Here is a 16,200-nt window from a genome sequence, read left to right on the forward strand (position 1 = left end):
GACGAGACCTCATTGTCCGATTTGAGCCGTTTGTTGCTCGGCTTGCGAAGATGCGTTGCGTTTGCAGACTTTCGCTTCGACTTGCAGCGGCTCTTTACCGGCTTCAGGACCCTGGACTTCGAGAGCCAGCAGGTTTTGCGAAGCCCAGTCTTCGTCGGTGCGCAATTGGAAGGCGAAACGTCCGTCGGTTTCGGAGGTGTTCGGTTTTTCGATCTTGATGTCCTCGTGGCGCCCATTCATGTACCAGAGGGTGGCTTGCAAGGTTTTCACCGACGTGTCGGCGAAGCGGATGTCGATCTGGTGGCTGCCGTTACGCAGGTCCATATTCTTGCTGTTGACCATCAATTCGTTTTTGCCCGGCTTGAGCTTGGCCTTGCTGCTCATCAGCGCCGGCTTGCCTTCGCAACCGTTGTTGTCCAGCAACGCCATCATCTGGCGGTAGATGGTTTCCTGGTCGAGGCGATACAGCGGCGAGAATTCCCAGATGAGGATTTTCGGCGGGTTCTTCTGGAACTCTTCGCTGCCCAGGTACTGGATCATCGCGCCCTCGAAACCGCCGCCTGGGAAGGCCACGTTGAGGATGTCGGCGCCGATGGATTCCTGCAGGAAACCGGCGAAGTTGTAGTTCTTGCCGCTGTGGCTGGTGCCCACCAGGGTGATCTGCGGATCGCCGGAGTCGCCGAACAGGTCTCCGTCGCCAGCCTCGCCCTTGGGCTCGGTGGTGAACTGGTCCATGTACTGGATCGCGTAGCTGGTGCCGCACAGCTGCCCGGCCATGTTGTGCAGGGTGCCGGTCTTGCCCATGCGGCCGGACTTCTTGGTCTCGAATTCCTGCTTGGGAATGTCGGCGAAGGCCGGGAGCTGCTTGATCTTCTCGGCGACGATTTTTGCCGTGCGCTGGGCGCCGTAGGGCGTCCAGTGCTGATCGCCACGGAAGTAAAAGTCGTGGGCGGGCAGGGTTTCGGGCAAGTTTTCATTGGTCAGCGGCGACAGGTCTGGCACCACATAACCCATCTGGGCAAAGCGGCCAAGCATGGTCTTGTAGTTAGCCAAGGCCTTGTCGAAGTTGAAGCTGGCCTTTTCCTGCGGGTTGAGTTTGTTGCGGTTCACCAGGCCCCGGGTCGGCTGGTAGACGAGTACCAGTTCAACGCCTTTTTTCTTGAAGGCATCGTGCAGCTGTTGCATGCGTTTGTAGCCGGCCGGCGTGGTATTGAATTCGGTGCGCAGGTCTTCCTGGGTACGGAACAGCCAGTCGCCCTGGGCTTGTACCAGCGTGGTGAAGTTCTGCTGGTAGCGCGTGGTGTAGTTCTTCGCGTCATGGGCGGCAGGGCAGAGATTGCAGCACGGTTCAGCGGTAAAGGCCGGTGCCTTGACTTCATCGGCGCGCGCGCCGCTTGCGGCGGCGAGAATGCCGGCAGTCAGGGCGGACAGGCCCAGGAGTTTGATCATCTGTGGGTTCATAAAGGTCATTCCTCAGTCCCGCATTTCGGTCTGGCGTTCGACAGGGTCGATCAGCACGGCTTTCTGCTGGCGCACCAGCAGGTCGAGAATTTCATCCTGGCGCTCGCCCAGGATCCCCGTGAAGCTGATGCCGCTGGATTTGGTCGGCGCGAGCATGGACACGCGGTACAGCTCAACACTCAACGGCGAGTCGATGGACAACGGACCGCTGCCGTTGCCGGCCAGTTCGCCACCGACCACGATCAACGACACTTCGGCGTCGAACGGGTCGAGCTTGATGTCTCGGTCGGTATCGGACAGGTCCTTGATGTGGCCATAGAGACCGGTCAAGCCGTTGGCCATGGACAGGTTTTCGTAGAGGCGAATGTTCACGCTGTTACGAATCCGGATGCCGTGGCGGCGGTTGCTGATCACTTTGTTGCCCCACAGCAGGTTGTCACCACTTTCGTACAGTGTGATGCCGTCGGTGTGGTTCTTGTAGATCTCGTTGTAGGCGATCAGGTTGTTCACGCTGTTACGGTCGATCACCACGCCGGAGAGTTTGTTGTCGTAGCTGCGGTTATTGAAAATGAAGCTGTCGTTCACCTCACGGGAAATAATGATCCCGTGCTTTTTCTTGGTCCCGTAGACGGTGTTGTCGGCGATGATCAGCCGATGGGAACGGTCGTGGGGGTCGATGCCGTAGACAATGTTGTCTTTGTACGTGCTGCCTTTGATCACAAAGTCGCTGGTCTCGTAGCAGTAGAAGCCGTACCACATGTCCGAGAACTCGGAACCGATGATCCAGCCGGTCGGCTCCGGGCGCTTGAGGACCTTGGCCATGTTCGGCGTGTACTGGGAAATACTCACCCCGTACGACTTACTGTTGGCATAGCCGAAACTGGCCATCTTGGTGTTGACGATGTAGGTCTCGGTGCCGCCCCAGGACAGCAGGAACGGCCGGAATTCGTTGGCCGAGCGGAACGTGGCGGGACCGTTGTCCTTTTCACGCCAGCCGGTGACCTTGGTGTCGCGGATGAACATGTGGCCATCGTTGACCAGGAACGAGCCGCCCTCTTGGGACAGGCGCAATTCCTGGGTCTGTTTGTCGATTTCGAGGATGCCTTTCTGGCCGACCACGATCGGGATCTTCGCCAGGTAGACGCCTGGCGAAGTTTCGATGATGTACTTGGGCACCTTTTTAGCCAGGTCCTTGAGATTCATATAACCGTCGTCAAGGAAGATGGCCTGTGGGATGCCGTGCTGACGCACCACCCACTCGGCCATCTTGTTGTCGCCGCCGATGAAGTCCTTCAAGGCGTTTTCCTGCATCATCCGCCGCACGCTGACCTTGCCGGGCTTGCTGCGCACGATCTTTGCGGCGACCGCTTCGGCGGTGTAGCCGGAGAGGTCGGGCAGGGTCGGGGCGGCCAGCTCCAGCGGTTCGGTTGGCGCGCTGCTGACGGTGTAGGTCTTGGCTTGTTGCAGTTCCTTGACCACGTTGCCCGGTTTGACCACCGGTTCAACGTTGGCGAACGCCGACGAGCCGGCCAGCAGCATCGCTGCGGCCAACAGGCTGATCGAACCTTTCATCGCCTGGCTGTTCCTGAGGTAGCGGTTCATATCGGGCACTCCCATGGCCGTTCGCATCAGAAGCGCCAGATCACGTCGACAAAGGCGCGATGCATGTACGAATCGACCTCTTTGCCGTAGGCGTCGCCTGGCTTGAATACGCCGCCACGAAAGCGCACCAGCGCCGACGGCTCATCAATGGATTGACTCAGCGCGGCCGGCAGCAGGCCTTGCTTGAAGTATTTGGTGACGACCAGATCGACTTCCTGGCCCAAGTCCTTGTTGCCATCACGCAACGGCAGGGACGAGGTGGACAGGATGGCGCCGGTCACGTCATCGGTGTTGTTTTCCACGGCATTGATGCCGTTACTGCCCACCGGTTTGTTGCCGTCCACGCGCCAAAACTTGTGGTACACCAGGCTTGCGTCGTATTCGTCGCGCAGCTGCCAGGAACCGAACAGGCTGGCACTCTGGGTGTTGGCCATTTCGCCTCGGAAGGCTTCGCCGAAACGGTGGACCCGCGAGCGAGTACCGGTGAAGTTCGACCGGTTGCTTTGCAGGCCGTTCTGTTCGTAGTCCTCGCTGGCACGGGCATAGGCCGCGCCGACTTGCCATTGCGGGTCGAGGCGCAGGCGGATGCCCAGGTCAGTGGCCCAGCCGTCGACGTCATCACTGCGCTTGAGTTGCGCAGGGCGAGTGCCGTCGGCGTTGAGCGGGTTGACCGTGTCGCGATCGCCGGTCATGCCGGTGAGGCTTGCCCAGTAATTGACAGTGTTGGTGTTGCGCCAGTTGTAGGCGTCGCTGTTGGCTTCCAGGCCGAGCCAGGTCAAGTCGCCGTTCTGGGTCTTGTCCAGGGTGTCGGTGGCTTCGCCCGGGGTCGGGTAATCGAGGCTGCCGCTGTCATGGGAATGGTGGGCACGGATACCCGCCCACTGGCCAGGCATCCACTGATAGCCGACGTCACCGTAGACGTGCATGCGATCCTTGTCCTGGGGCGACAGCTCCTTGAGGTCGGTGCGGTATTCGCTGAACCGCTCGGCGACGCCCAGGTTGGCGCGCAGCAGCGTGGTGTCGAAGGTCCAGTTCAGCGCTTCGATGTTGGTGTCGCGCCATTGGCCGTCGTCGTTGCGCAGGCGCTGGCGACCGAATTTCAGTTGCTCGCCCGGATAAGGGGTCAGGCCCCGGTAGCCAATCCAGAATTCGCGCATGGCCAGGTAGTTTTTCTTGGCCTCGCGGTCGCCGCTGTCGGTTTGCTGGGTCGCGTCGTCCGACTGCTGCAGGGTGTCGGTCTCGATGATGTCGGTGGATGCCACGGCCTGGGCCATGGCGTAGGCGCTCCAGGCGCCGCTTTCCCCATAGACCCATGGACGCAGGTCCAGGCCGACGCCGTTGACGTCGCCACCGCGTTGGGTGCCGAGGTCGCGGTCATCTTCGGACTGGCCGGTGATCTTCACTTCCAGGCCAAAATTCTTGCTGTCGGTCAGGGCCGCCAGGGTTGGGCAGGACCACAGCAGGGCAAACGACAGGCCAATACCGGCCTGCACAAAAGGATTGAGCTTCAAAAGCTTCATAGAGGTTCCTCGCCGTCATCTTCTTTTAGGGCTTGCAGTTCCAGCGTATCGGGGCTCATTGCGCCGCGAATGGCCTGCTCTTGTTGTAGCAGGCGTTGCGCTTGTGCAAGTTGTTCCGGCGGTAATTGTGCTTCGAGGGTCTGGGCAAGCTCGATGGCCTGCGGGGTGTTTTGCGCCTTGGCCAACTGGCTGAACACATAAGCGTTGACCGGGTTGGGCTTGGTGCCCTTGCCCTGGGAAAACAACTGGGCAATGGCATAGTCCGCACTGTTCTGACCGTTGCGGGCGGCCTTGAGCAGGTGGTCCAGGGCTTTTTGCGAGTACACCTGGCCCAGGTAGCCGCGACGATAGATCTGGCCGAGGTAGTAGTCGGCGGACACTTCACGGCCAGCGGCTTTCTGGAAATGTGCCTCGGCGGCTTTGGCGTCAGCCGGCACCCACTTGCCTTCGTAGTACAGCTTGCCCAGCAGCACTTCGGCACGCGGCTGGTCGGCGGCACGGCCGTTTTCCAGGTACTGCATCATCTTGTCGACATCACCCAGCTCGGGGAAGTCGTAAAGCAGTTGCGCCAGGCTGACCCAGGCAGCGGGATAGCCGGGCGCGATGCCTTCGAGCAGCGACTGGGCGGTTTTCTCGTCGGTCTTGCCCAGGCTCGAATCGGCCAGGACACGAGCGACGCTGTCCACACGCTGGGCAGAAACCACACCGCGAGCGTGACCGGCCTGCATCTGCTTGATCAGTTCAGCCTGCTGTTCCGGCTGGCCGCGTTTCTGATAGACCGTGGCCAGTTCGACGTAGCAGATGTCGGTGGTCGCCAATGCGGCCTTGCAGACGCTTTCCACTTCATCCAGGTGCTGGTCGTAAGTGCCCTGGGTGCGATAGAGCAGGATCTGCGCCAGGCCCGCTTCCGGATAACCGGCGCTGCGCCATTGGCTGATCTGCTGCTGGGCGTTGACGTTCGGGAAGCTGTGAGGGTATTGCAGGTACAGCATCGCCAGGGGGATCAGGGTGTTGCCTTCACCGTTGGCGAAGGCCTTTTTCAGCAAACCTTCGGCTTCATGTTTTTCCGCTTCGGTGGAACCGGGCTTGGCCACCAGCAGGCGACCCAGGCGAGCCTGGGCCCGTGGCGAGATGTCGGCAGCGGCGCGGTAGGTCGCCTCGGCCTTTCTCATCTGCTCGGGGTCGCGGCTGTCCACCTGGATATCGGCCAGGCCCACCTGGGCTTCGCTGTAGCCCAGGTCTGCCAACTGCTGATAGTTTTGCTGCGCCAATGCCGTGTCGCCGCGCTTGAGGGCTTCGTTGGCCAGGCGTTGGTCGGGCAGGCCGGCACAACCGGCCAGGCTCACGGCCAATGCCAAGGCACACAGGGTTCCCACTTGGGAACGCGCTTGCGGCATCTCATCCTGACCGCGTTGATCCTTTCGCGAGCATGCTCGCTCCCACAGGCTCTGTGGGGTGTTAAGGATTTTTATAATGGTCACGGGCATATCCTCGACTTAAAGACCAACGGCCATGGCTTTGTCGATCAGCCAGTTCAGGTTCGGGCCACGGTCGCTGACGACTTCCACCGGACGGCCGGCCAGCGCGCTGTCCAAGGCTTCGTCAGGCTGGATCAGCACACGGATATCGGAAGACAGGTCGGCGCTTTTCAGGCTGGTGCTGCTGACGATCTTGCCGGTGCGGGTGGCGTCTTCGCCGGCCACTTGGAAGCTGACCGGGGTGCCTGGGCGCACGTCGCCGAACTGGCGATAGGAGAAGCGCGCTTCGACGTTGGCTTCGGCGCCACGTGGAACCAGTTGGAAGATCACGTCACCCTTGCTGGCGTACTGGCCGTTGGAAACCATTTGCTGAGCCACGATGCAATCGCATGGCGAGGTCAGGGTGCCGGTCATTTGCTTGCCGAACAGTTCCTCGACCTTGGCTGGCTGCAATTGGTTGTCGTCCAGGTGACCCTTGAGCACGTCGAGCATGCTGGTGCTGAAAGTCGCCAGCGGGGCGCCCTTGGCCGCCAAGCCGTCAGCCTTGACCAGGCTTTGCACGGTGCCGTCGCGCGGCATGGTAATCGCCATGCCCGGTACGTTGACGATGCCGGCCTGGGCGTGGCTGACGAAGTACATGCCATATACCGACTTGAAGATGAAACCGAACGCCGCCAGGCCGACGATGAAAATCCCCAGGCTGAAGGTCACGGCGCGCAGGCGACCGAAGGCGCTCATGCCGCCGTTTTCATCTTTCTGCTTGCGAGCCTTGGTGAAGTTGTCGCGCTGCAGCGTCGCCAGCACGTCGCCGACGCCGACGATGTCGCCGGCCAGGTGCGAGGTGATGATGTGGCGCAGCGTCGAGATGTCCCGCGGCTCCAGGTTCTGGAACTGGCAACCGGCGCGGCCGGTCTGGCGGTCGTAGGAGCGGATCTGCAATTCGACGTCCATGGCCAGGCCAAGGTTGTCGATCACGAACTGCAAGCGAGCCTTGTAGGTCTCGCCAACCTTGAGCGGCAACTGACCGGCGTTGAAGCACAGCCCACCGGCGGACAGGTCCAGGACCTTGACTTCCATGGGCGTACGGTCAGGGCCGAAGAAGCGCAACTTGGCCGGGATTTTGACCCGGGCGTGTTGGCGTTGGGCTTCGGATTCATGCACTACGTTGACATTCACGGCGGTGTTCATAGGGGCGATTTCCTAGTTAATTCATTCAAGTCCGGTCAGACCATCGTCAGCAGCACGGCGACAAAGATGCTGCCGGCGGAGAAGGTCATGGTCCGAGACGACCAAGTGTTGAACCAACGTTGAAAGCTGGCGAGATCACGGGTCAGGTGGGTGGGCTGGCGAGTCCAGGATTGTTGATCGAGGCGGAAGAACACGTAGATCTTCACCAGCGCGCCGACGATCTGGTTGTAATAGAGAATCGCCGGGTAGGCCGGGCCGATCCGGTGTCCGGAGCACGACAGCAATAGGGTCAACAGCAACCGTGTGATGCCGATCCACAGCAGGTACACCAGGATGAACGCGGTGCCGTACTTGAAGCTGGCGATGATCGCCACGGTCAAGCCCAGCAGCGAGGTCCACATCGATACGCGCTGATCAAACAGCACTACCGAGGTGAACAGGCCCAGACGTTTCATGCCCAGGCCCAATGCCCGGGAGTTTTGCCGCAGGTTGTTGCCGTACCAGCGAAACATCAACTTGCGGCTCGCCTTGATGAAGCTTTTTTCCGGCGGGTGCTCGACGGTGTTGATCGCCGCATCCGGCACATAGAAGGTGTCGTAGCCCAGGCGCATCAGGCTGAACCAGCTCGATTTGTCGTCGCCGGTGAGGAACTTGAAGCGGCCCAGGCGCCAGTGTTGCAGCGAGTCGCTTTCCACGTCGGCAATGAAGTCCGGGTTGGTAACCACGGTGGCGCGGAACACCGACATACGCCCGGTCATGGTCAGCACGCGCTTGGACAGGGCCATGGAGCACATGTTGATGTGACGCTGGGCGAAGCGCAGCTTGTGCCACTCGCTCATGATGTAGCCGCCGCGCACTTCGCAGAATTCGTTAGTGGTCAGGCCACCGACGTTGCCGAACAGCTGGAACCACGGCACGGTCTTGCGTACCACGCCTTCGGCGAGCACGGTGTCGCCATCGATCACGGCGACCACGGCGCGGTCGTCCGGCAAGTGGCGGGAGATTGCACGGAAACCGTAGGCGAGGCCGTCACGCTTGCCAGTGCCGGGGATGCGCACGAAGTCCAGCTTGACCCGCTCTGGCGGATTCATGCGGGCCCAGAGGCTCTTGACCAGCAATTCGTCGGACATCTCGACGATGGAGCAGACCAGCGTGGTCGGCAGCCCGCAGTCGATGGCTTCGCGAATCACCGAGCCGTAGACCTGGGCGGTGGTCAGTGCGTCGATCCGAAAGCTGGTGACCATCAGGTACACGTGGGACGGATCCGCCGCCTTGCCCAGCTTGCGTACCTTGCGGCGCAAGTGTGGGTAGACGATGTACAGGAAGATCATGCCGCGCACGAAATGCGTTGCTCCCATGGAGTAACGCCAAATGCCCACGGCGCCGATCAGGAAAATGAAATCCTTCGATTCGGCGTCGAACGTGGACGTGGGCAACGCCGTGGCGATGCCCATCAATAAACTCAAGTAAAACAGCCAACCGGCGGCCTGAAGCAGGCCGTGCTTTAGCCTGTGCATAATCGGGATCCTAAAGTCAGAGGCAAGCTGCAAGGGGCAAGCTCCAAGCTGCAAGCTCAAGCAAACGGGCTTTGAGCTTGAGGCTTGCAGCTTGAAGCTTGCGGCTGCTTTACCAGCAAATACCTTCGGTCCGGCCACTCGGGGAGGTGGCCTTGGACATGAAACCAACCAGGTCGATGACCTGCTTGCCTTCCGGTACGTTCTCGGTCAGCGCGCGGAACTTCTCGTCGCGGTTACCGAGGATGATGATGTCGGAGCTGTCGATCACCGCGTCGAAGTCGGAATTGAGCAAGGACGAGACGTGAGGAATCTTCGACTCGATGTAATCCTTGTTCGCACCGTGCACGCGTGCGTATTCGACGTTGCTGTCGTAGATCTTCAGGTCGAAACCCTTGCCGATCAGCATTTCCGCCAGTTCTACCAGTGGGCTTTCACGCAGGTCGTCGGTGCCGGCCTTGAAGCTCAGGCCCAGCAGGGCGACTTTGCGCTTGTCGTGGCTGGAGACGATGTCGAAGGCGTTCTGCACCTGGGATTCGTTGCTGCGCATCAGCGAGTTGAGCAGCGGCGCTTCCACGTCCAAGGAGCTTGCGCGGTAGGTCAGGGCACGCACGTCTTTTGGCAGGCACGAGCCGCCGAAAGCGAAGCCGGGGCGCATGTAGTACTGGGACAGGTTCAGGGCCTTGTCCTGGCAGACCACGTCCATCACGACACGACCATCGACGCCGACGGCCTTGGCGATGTTGCCGATCTCGTTGGCGAAGGTCACCTTGGTGGCGTGCCAGACGTTGCAGGTGTACTTGATCATCTCGGCAACGGCGATGTCCTTGCGGATGATCGGTGCGTCGAGTTCTTCGTACAGCGATTGCAGGACGTCGCCGGAGGCGGTGTCGAATTCGCCGATGACAGTCATTGGCGGCTGGTCGTAGTCCTTGATCGCGGTGCTTTCACGCAGGAACTCAGGGTTGACCGCAACGCCGAAATCGACGCCGGCTTTCTTGCCGGAGCAGTCTTCGAGGATGGGGATGACCACATTAGCCACGGTGCCTGGCAGCACGGTGCTGCGAACCACGATGGTGTGGCGGGTGGTCTTGTCACGCAGGACGAAACCAATCTCGCGGCACACTGCTTCGATGTAGTTGAGTTCCAGGTCGCCGTTCTTTTTGCTTGGCGTACCGACACAAATCATCGACAGGTCAGTATCGCGAATGGCTTCGGCGAAGTTGGTGGTACCGCGCAGGCGACCTGTTTGAATGCCTTGCGCCAACAGCTCGCCAAGACCCGGTTCAACGATCGGAGATTTACCGGCGTTGATCATGTCGATTTTGTCTTTGGCGACATCTACGCCAACTACATCATGGCCCCGTGCAGACAGGCAACCGGCACATACTGCACCGACGTAACCCAAACCAAATATGCTAATGCGCATCGCATTTACCTCTGTTTTCACGCCATTAAATGGCCGGAGTTAATAGTGTTCAGCGGTCATCGAGCACTCGGAAGTGTGGAATGCAGGCGCCACAATGCCGTGTGCAGGCATACTAAGTTCCGAGTGTCTAAATAATTGCACTCAAGTTGTGCGCAAAGCGGCCTAGTTGTTATGACCTGCCCTGTTATGCAGCCAGTCCTCGTTGTCGGGACGTCCGTGCAAAAGGTCGTTGACCTCCGATTTCTGGCAAAAAGCCCACAAAATCAGAAGCTTGCGTGCTCGGGGGAGCACGTTAATAGGGGCACAGCCTTGGCCTTGTAGGGGATAGTAATGGTGCGTTATCTCCCGTCCCTTAAGTGTGGATCCAATTAGACGACCGTTTCGCGAAGTTGTCGTGACAACTCGGTTACTTTGGACGACGTGCTGCGTAAGTTATCTCGTACACGCTCGGCGAGAATCGTTACGGGTGGTATGAGCCGTGCAATTTCACATAGTTCCGATCCGCTCATCGCCATTTTCGAAATTTTTCGAAATATTTGCCTAGATGGCACTGCCCTCATACTGATAGCACTGATGGTTTGGCCCTTTAGTTACGGGCGTTTAAAGGGGGTCGATAGTTTTGTGCCACTACGGATCAAAAATTTTTGTGCCACTACGGAAAAATCTGACATTTGTCGAGTGAAACAAAAGTTAGCGCAGGGGGTGTTTGTTTTGTTGACGCCAAGAAAGTGTCAAGTTGGGCGGGGAAGTGGGATGACACATACAGCTTCAATCGAGGCCCCTTATCGAGGCCTGAAAGAGACGTTGCGTTATTGCGGGGCGCTGTCGCGCAGAAAGACCATTTTATTGGCTGAGGACTGTTCGGCATTGTAGCGATAGCCGTGGACATCGAAGTGTCGGAGTTGTGCCGGGTCATTGATGCGTTGCTCTATGACAAATCGGCTCATCAAGCCTCGGGCTTTTTTTGCGTAGAAGCTGATGATTTTATACTGGCCGTTCTTGAGGTCCTTGAATTCGGTATCGATGACGCGTGCGTTCAGTGCACTGCGCTTGACCGCCGAGAAGTATTCATTGGACGCCAGGTTCAATAATACGTCGTCGCCCTGGTCGGCCAGGGCTTCGTTCAGCCACTCGCTGATACGGGTGCCCCAGAATGCATAAAGATCCTTGCCTCGGGCGTTGGCCAGCTTCGTGCCCATTTCCAGGCGATAGGGTTGCATCAAGTCCAGCGGGCGCAACAGGCCATACAGGCCCGAAAGCATGCGCAAGTGTTGCTGGGCGTAATCGAAATCGGCTTCGCCAAGGCTTTGTGCGTCGAGACCGGTGTAGACATCCCCCTTGAAGGCCAGCAGGGCTTGTTTGGCATTGTCTGGCGTAAACGCCGGATTCCAGCTGCCGAACCGCGCGGCATTGAGGCCGCCGATCTTGTCGGAAACGTGCATCAGCTCGCTGATCTGGGCCGGTGACAGTTCTCGCAACTGCTCGACCAGTTCCTGGGAGTGATCCAGGTATTGCGGCAGGGTAAAGCGCTCGATGGCCGGTGGTGTTTCGAAATCGAGGGTCTTGGCGGGGGAAATCACCATCAGCATGCAAACGTCTCCTTTAAGGGTGCGGCGATTCTAGGGGGTTGTTTGGGTGGACTCCAGCTATTGGGGCAATAGGGGATCGGTGGTGATGGTGGTGGTCGGTGCCAGTTTGCCAATGGGTACTGCTTCTGGATCAGCTATCATCCCGCGCGGGTTTCGTTATGGAGACATACCTTTTGCGCATCGCTCTTCTTCTATCGGCCTGGTTGCTGAGCCTCGGCGTCATCGCCGCGCCCAACGACGTCGCCACCCTGGACCGCAGCGCCTGGCCTGAGCAGCTCACCAGCCCGACCTTGTTCGATGTGGCCTCGCGGGCCGAGGTCCTGATGTTTGCCCGGGTGTTGCTGGACGTCGATGCCATGGACGAAATAGCCCTCAAGCAGTACCTGGGGCTACGCACGGTGAACATGCAAGCGGTCAACGCCCTGCGGGCACGGCTGTGGCAGCGGCTGCTGTCCAGCTACAACTTTGCCCAGCGCAGTTGCGGATTGGACGCGTCGTTTTGTTACCTGGTCGAAGACATGGCGACCCTGCGTGAAGAAGCGGGCAGGTTCCAGCTCGATGACAATTCCTATTACATCAAGTGGGCCGGGCCGAGCCGGATCTTCCATACGCAATATCGGGACGAGCTGCTGCGCAAGGCGGCACTTTTTCCCCAGGTCAGCAGCGAAATCGAGCGTTTCGGCGATTACGAACGCAACGGCGAGGCGATGAACGACCGACTGTTCTTGCTGACCTTTGACAGCGGCGCCAACGTCGCGCCGGACAATACACCGTGGCTGACCGAGTATCTGCGCAAGTCGAATATCAACGGCACGTTCTTTGTGCTGGGCAAGGACTTCCAGGCGCGGCTCGTGGATCGCTCGGTCAATGATCTCCAGGCGCTGTATTCCGGGCAATGCGTCGGGGTGCAGGGCTGGGAGTTCCGCTCCCACAGCTATTGGCAGGATTGGCAGGACTCGGTGCGGCGCAGCGTCGATCTGGTCAAGGGCAAGCTGCCCGAGAATTACGTGCCGCTGTTCCGCCCGCCCCAAGGCCAGCGCCGAGGCGATGCCCAGTCCTTCTTCAGGACCCAGGGCCTGCAAGTGGCGCTATGGGATATCGATCCCCAGGACGGCACCAACCGCCTCAAGCCCGAGCAAAGTGCCCAGCGCGTGCTGACCCTGATGTTGCTATGGCGCCACGGCGTCATCAATTTCAACGCCAAGCAGGACACGGTCAAAACGGCGATGCCCTGGCTCATTGCGCAAACGGCGCAAAGTGGGATCGGTTGGGAGGATTGCCAGGACGCGTTTCGCTGAAGAGCAAAAGCCCCGTAAACGTTGGGCGAGGAGGGAATTGTGTCGTGCATTCGGGGCGACCCGACTTCCGACTTTAACGGCGCGACGGCGGTACGCCAAGGGTTATTCGTCACTCTGAAAAATAAACTTCAAAAAAGCGTCAAAGTACTTTTTCCTGTCATGGGTTTTGGAGTATCAAGAAGTCAGACCGCCGAAACCTGCAACACAGGTGGCGTCTTCCAAGACCCAGATTGTGTGCAGTTCACCCGAAATCCTCGCGGGTGAATTCGGTGGCTACCTCGAGGCGCAGCACTGTCACGGTATTGCGTCGAATGGCCCCCACAAAGGTGACCGAGTATGGATGACCACGGACGTAGCCCTTCCTCCAACCAGCCAATCCTGTATGTACTCGATACCAACGTATTGATCCACGATCCAAACGCGCTGCTGAACTTCGAAGAACACCACGTTGCCATCCCGATGACCGTGCTTGAAGAGCTGGACAAGCTCAAGAGCGGGCATCACAGCGTGGCGGCTGAATGCCGGCAGGCGATCCGCCTGATCGACAAGACCTTGGGCGACGCCTCGCCCGAAGACGTTGAACTCGGGGTACCGATCCAGCGCGGAAAAAGTGGTCCCAAGGGCTTGCTCTCCATCCTGATGAGCAAACGCACCGAACCCAACCTGGTGCTGCCTGAACACCTGAACGACAACATCATCATCAACCAGCTGATCGACCTGCACGCGCGCAACAAGGATCAAGCCGTCGTGCTGGTGACCAAAGACATCAACATGCGCCTCAAGGCCCGTGCCTGCGGAATCGCGGCGGAGGACTACAGCACCGACCAGCTGGTCGACGATGTATCGCTGCTGCCCAACGGCTACCACACCATGACCGGCTCGTTCTGGGACCGTGTGAGCAAGGTCGAGACGCGCCAGGACCATGGTCGCACCTGGCACCAGGTGCAACTGATCGACAATCTGCCAGCAGTGCACATCAATGAATTCATTATCGATGAACAAGGATTCGTCGGCTGGATCAAGGAAATCCAGGTCGACAAGCTGCTGATTCTCGACCTGCACCAGGAGCCCTTGTTGCACCAGGAGGCCTGGGGCCTCAAGCCGCGTGACATCTACCAGAGCCTGGCCTTGTTCGCCTTGCTCGACCCGGACATTCACCTGGTCAACCTGTCCGGTGCCGCCGGTTCCGGCAAGACCATCCTGGCCCTGGCCGCGGCCATTGAGCAGACCATGGTCAGCAAACGCTACCGGCGCATTATCGCCACCCGCAGCGTGCAGGGCCTGGATCAGGAAATCGGTTTCCTGCCCGGCACCGAAGCGGAAAAAATGGAGCCTTGGCTGGGCGCCATCACCGACAACCTCGAAGCCTTGCACATGGATGATGAAAGCACCCATGGCAGCGTCGATTACATCCTCAGCAAAGTGCCGTTGCAGTTCAAATCCCTCAATTACATCCGAGGCCGCAGCTTCCAGCAGAGCCTGATCTTGATCGACGAATGCCAGAACCTGACCCCGCACCAGATGAAAACCATCATCACCCGTGCCGGTGCCGGTTCCAAAGTGGTGTGCCTGGGTAACCTGGCGCAGATCGACACCCCTTACCTGTCCGCGACCAGCTCCGGGCTGACCTACTTGACCGAACGTTTCAAGGATTTCCCCAACGGGGTCCATATCACCCTGCAGGGCGTACCGCGCTCGATCCTGGCCGAATACGCCGAATCGCATCTCTAAAATCAGCTACAAGTTTTAAGCTGCAAGCTGCAAGCGGACCGAGTGAACTCACTTGCCGCTTGTAGCTTGTCACTTGTGGCTGCTTAAATGCCCCTTTTAAATCCGCAGCTGGACTGCGTTGTTTACTTGCCGCTTGTGGCTTGTAGCTTGCGGCTGCCTCAAGGAGGCCCTGTGCTGACCCATCTCGATTCCCAAGGTCGCGCCAACATGGTCGACGTGACCGACAAGGCCGTGACATTCCGTGAAGCCACCGCCGAAGCCTTTGTGCGCATGCTGCCCGCCACGCTGCAGATGATCGTCAGCGGCGGTCATCCCAAGGGCGACGTGTTCGCCGTTGCGCGTATTGCCGGTATCCAGGCGGCCAAGAAAACCAGCGACCTGATTCCCCTCTGCCACCCGCTGATGCTTACCAGCGTCAAGGTCGAGCTCATTGCCGAAGGCGAGGACCGGGTGCGCATCGTCGCCCGCTGCAAACTGTCGGGGCAGACCGGCGTGGAAATGGAAGCCCTCACCGCCGCCAGCGTCGCCGCGTTGACCATTTATGACATGTGCAAGGCCGTGGACCGGGGCATGACCATCGAAGGCGTGCGGGTGTTGGAGAAGCTTGGCGGCAAGAGCGGCCACTTCCAGGCGGATGCGTCATGAACATCACGGTAAAGTTCTTCGCCCGTTACCGTGAAGCGCTTGGTGTGGATTCGCTAAAGGTTGAAGGCGATTTCGACACGGTCGACGATGTGCGCGCGTTGCTCGCCCAACGTGACGGTGTCGAGGTGCTGAAGGAGCAGAACCTCATGTGCGCGCGCAACGAAGACCTGTGCCAGCTTGATGAACAGCTGGCGGATGGTGACGAAGTGGCGTTCTTCCCCACCGTGACCGGAGGCTGAGCCATGGCGATTCGTGTGCAGGCCGATCCATTCGACCCGGGAACCGAAGTCAACGCGATGCACGCGGCCAACGTCGGCGTCGGGGCGGTCGTGAGTTTTGTCGGCTACGTGCGTGACTTCAATGACGGACTGGATGTGTCTGGCATGTTCCTGGAGCATTATCCGGGCATGACCGAAAAAGCCCTAGGCAAGATCGCCGCCGAGGCCGAGCAGCGCTGGCCGTTGCTCAAGCTGGAGGTGCTGCACCGTATCGGTGCCCTGGAGCCGGGCGAGCCGATTGTCTTCGTCGCGGCGGCCAGTGCCCATCGCCAGGCGGCGTTCGACGCCTGCGCCTTTGTCATGGACTACCTCAAGACTCGCGCTCCATTCTGGAAAAAGGAAAACACCGCCGACGGCCCGCGCTGGGTTGAAGGGCGGGACAGCGATCACGCGGCGGCGCAGCGCTGGAAGTCATAAGCAACTGCAAAAAAAAGCGCAGCTGTTACGGCTGCGCTGATCGGACCCAT

At 59.6% G+C, this 16,200-nt stretch carries 13 protein-coding genes; 5 read left to right on the forward strand and 8 right to left on the reverse strand.

From position 1 onward, the window contains the following. Window positions 1-9: 9 nt before the first annotated feature. The 8 genes from J3P82_RS05680 to yaaA form a co-directional block, all read right to left on the reverse strand. A complete protein-coding gene (locus tag J3P82_RS05680; protein ID WP_434561385.1) occupies window positions 10-1,461 on the reverse strand; it encodes an alginate O-acetyltransferase in 1,452 nt (483 codons plus the stop codon). A gap of 12 nt (window positions 1,462-1,473) precedes the next feature. Continuing rightward, the gene (gene algG / locus J3P82_RS05685) at window positions 1,474-3,063 is read right to left on the reverse strand and encodes a mannuronan 5-epimerase AlgG (protein ID WP_434561387.1); all 1,590 of its coding nucleotides are present in this window, start codon (window positions 3,061-3,063) and stop codon (window positions 1,474-1,476) included. 26 nt (window positions 3,064-3,089) lie between these two features. Beyond that, entirely contained in the window at window positions 3,090-4,574 is a 1,485-nt protein-coding gene (locus J3P82_RS05690; RefSeq protein ID WP_434563720.1) for an alginate export family protein, read from the reverse strand. 5 nt (window positions 4,575-4,579) lie between these two features. Continuing rightward, window positions 4,580-6,064, reverse strand: coding sequence for an alginate biosynthesis TPR repeat lipoprotein AlgK (algK, locus tag J3P82_RS05695; protein WP_434561389.1), 1,485 nt, complete (start codon window positions 6,062-6,064; stop codon window positions 4,580-4,582). A 15-nt stretch (window positions 6,065-6,079) separates the two neighbouring features. After that, a complete protein-coding gene (locus tag J3P82_RS05700) occupies window positions 6,080-7,249 on the reverse strand; it encodes an HlyD family efflux transporter periplasmic adaptor subunit (RefSeq protein WP_434561391.1) in 1,170 nt (389 codons plus the stop codon). Window positions 7,250-7,284: 35 nt separating this feature from the next. Continuing rightward, the gene (gene alg8 / locus J3P82_RS05705; protein WP_434561393.1) at window positions 7,285-8,766 is read right to left on the reverse strand and encodes a mannuronan synthase; all 1,482 of its coding nucleotides are present in this window, start codon (window positions 8,764-8,766) and stop codon (window positions 7,285-7,287) included. 109 nt (window positions 8,767-8,875) lie between these two features. Then, window positions 8,876-10,192 (reverse strand): nucleotide sugar dehydrogenase, encoded by a 1,317-nt coding sequence (locus tag J3P82_RS05710; protein ID WP_186610962.1) that lies wholly within the window; start codon window positions 10,190-10,192, stop codon window positions 8,876-8,878. Window positions 10,193-11,001: 809 nt separating this feature from the next. Beyond that, window positions 11,002-11,781 carry a peroxide stress protein YaaA gene (gene yaaA / locus J3P82_RS05715; RefSeq protein WP_434561395.1) on the reverse strand — a complete coding sequence of 260 codons (780 nt, stop codon included), beginning with the start codon at window positions 11,779-11,781 and terminating at the stop codon, window positions 11,002-11,004. A gap of 173 nt (window positions 11,782-11,954) precedes the next feature. On the opposite strand from yaaA, the gene J3P82_RS05720 reads away from it, so the two are divergent. The 5 genes from J3P82_RS05720 (at window position 11,955) to moaE (ending at window position 16,150) form a co-directional block, all read left to right on the forward strand. Beyond that, a complete protein-coding gene (locus tag J3P82_RS05720; protein ID WP_434563722.1) occupies window positions 11,955-13,079 on the forward strand; it encodes a polysaccharide deacetylase family protein in 1,125 nt (374 codons plus the stop codon). 336 nt (window positions 13,080-13,415) lie between these two features. Further along, entirely contained in the window at window positions 13,416-14,810 is a 1,395-nt protein-coding gene (locus J3P82_RS05725; protein ID WP_072408927.1) for a PhoH family protein, read from the forward strand. 171 nt (window positions 14,811-14,981) lie between these two features. Further along, the gene (gene moaC, locus J3P82_RS05730) at window positions 14,982-15,455 is read left to right on the forward strand and encodes a cyclic pyranopterin monophosphate synthase MoaC (RefSeq protein WP_434561397.1); all 474 of its coding nucleotides are present in this window, start codon (window positions 14,982-14,984) and stop codon (window positions 15,453-15,455) included. Next, window positions 15,452-15,694 carry a MoaD family protein gene (locus J3P82_RS05735; RefSeq protein ID WP_434561399.1) on the forward strand — a complete coding sequence of 81 codons (243 nt, stop codon included), beginning with the start codon at window positions 15,452-15,454 and terminating at the stop codon, window positions 15,692-15,694. Before moaC ends, J3P82_RS05735 begins: the two co-directional genes overlap by 4 nt. Before the next feature lie 3 nt (window positions 15,695-15,697). Next, window positions 15,698-16,150, forward strand: a complete 453-nt coding sequence (gene moaE / locus J3P82_RS05740) for a molybdopterin synthase catalytic subunit MoaE (protein ID WP_434561401.1) — start codon at window positions 15,698-15,700, stop codon at window positions 16,148-16,150. The last annotated feature ends 50 nt before the right edge of the window (window positions 16,151-16,200 follow it).

This window comes from Pseudomonas sp. Z4-20 (assembly GCF_051131955.1).
Classification (GTDB): domain Bacteria; phylum Pseudomonadota; class Gammaproteobacteria; order Pseudomonadales; family Pseudomonadaceae; genus Aquipseudomonas; species Aquipseudomonas marvdashtae.

Excerpts from the sequence above, each read along its gene's own strand:
- J3P82_RS05680 (WP_434561385.1), bottom strand. The coding sequence starts at position 1,461 with ATGAACCCACAGATGATCAAACTCCTGGGCCTGTCCGCCCTGACTGCC.
- algG (WP_434561387.1), bottom strand. The coding sequence starts at position 3,063 with ATGAACCGCTACCTCAGGAACAGCCAGGCGATGAAAGGTTCGATCAGC.
- J3P82_RS05700 (WP_434561391.1), bottom strand. The coding sequence starts at position 7,249 with ATGAACACCGCCGTGAATGTCAACGTAGTGCATGAATCCGAAGCCCAA.
- alg8 (WP_434561393.1), bottom strand. The coding sequence starts at position 8,766 with ATGCACAGGCTAAAGCACGGCCTGCTTCAGGCCGCCGGTTGGCTGTTT.
- J3P82_RS05710 (WP_186610962.1), bottom strand. The coding sequence starts at position 10,192 with ATGCGCATTAGCATATTTGGTTTGGGTTACGTCGGTGCAGTATGTGCC.
- yaaA (WP_434561395.1), bottom strand. The coding sequence starts at position 11,781 with ATGCTGATGGTGATTTCCCCCGCCAAGACCCTCGATTTCGAAACACCA.
- J3P82_RS05725 (WP_072408927.1), top strand. The coding sequence starts at position 13,416 with ATGGATGACCACGGACGTAGCCCTTCCTCCAACCAGCCAATCCTGTAT.
- J3P82_RS05735 (WP_434561399.1), top strand. The coding sequence starts at position 15,452 with ATGAACATCACGGTAAAGTTCTTCGCCCGTTACCGTGAAGCGCTTGGT.
- moaE (WP_434561401.1), top strand. The coding sequence starts at position 15,698 with ATGGCGATTCGTGTGCAGGCCGATCCATTCGACCCGGGAACCGAAGTC.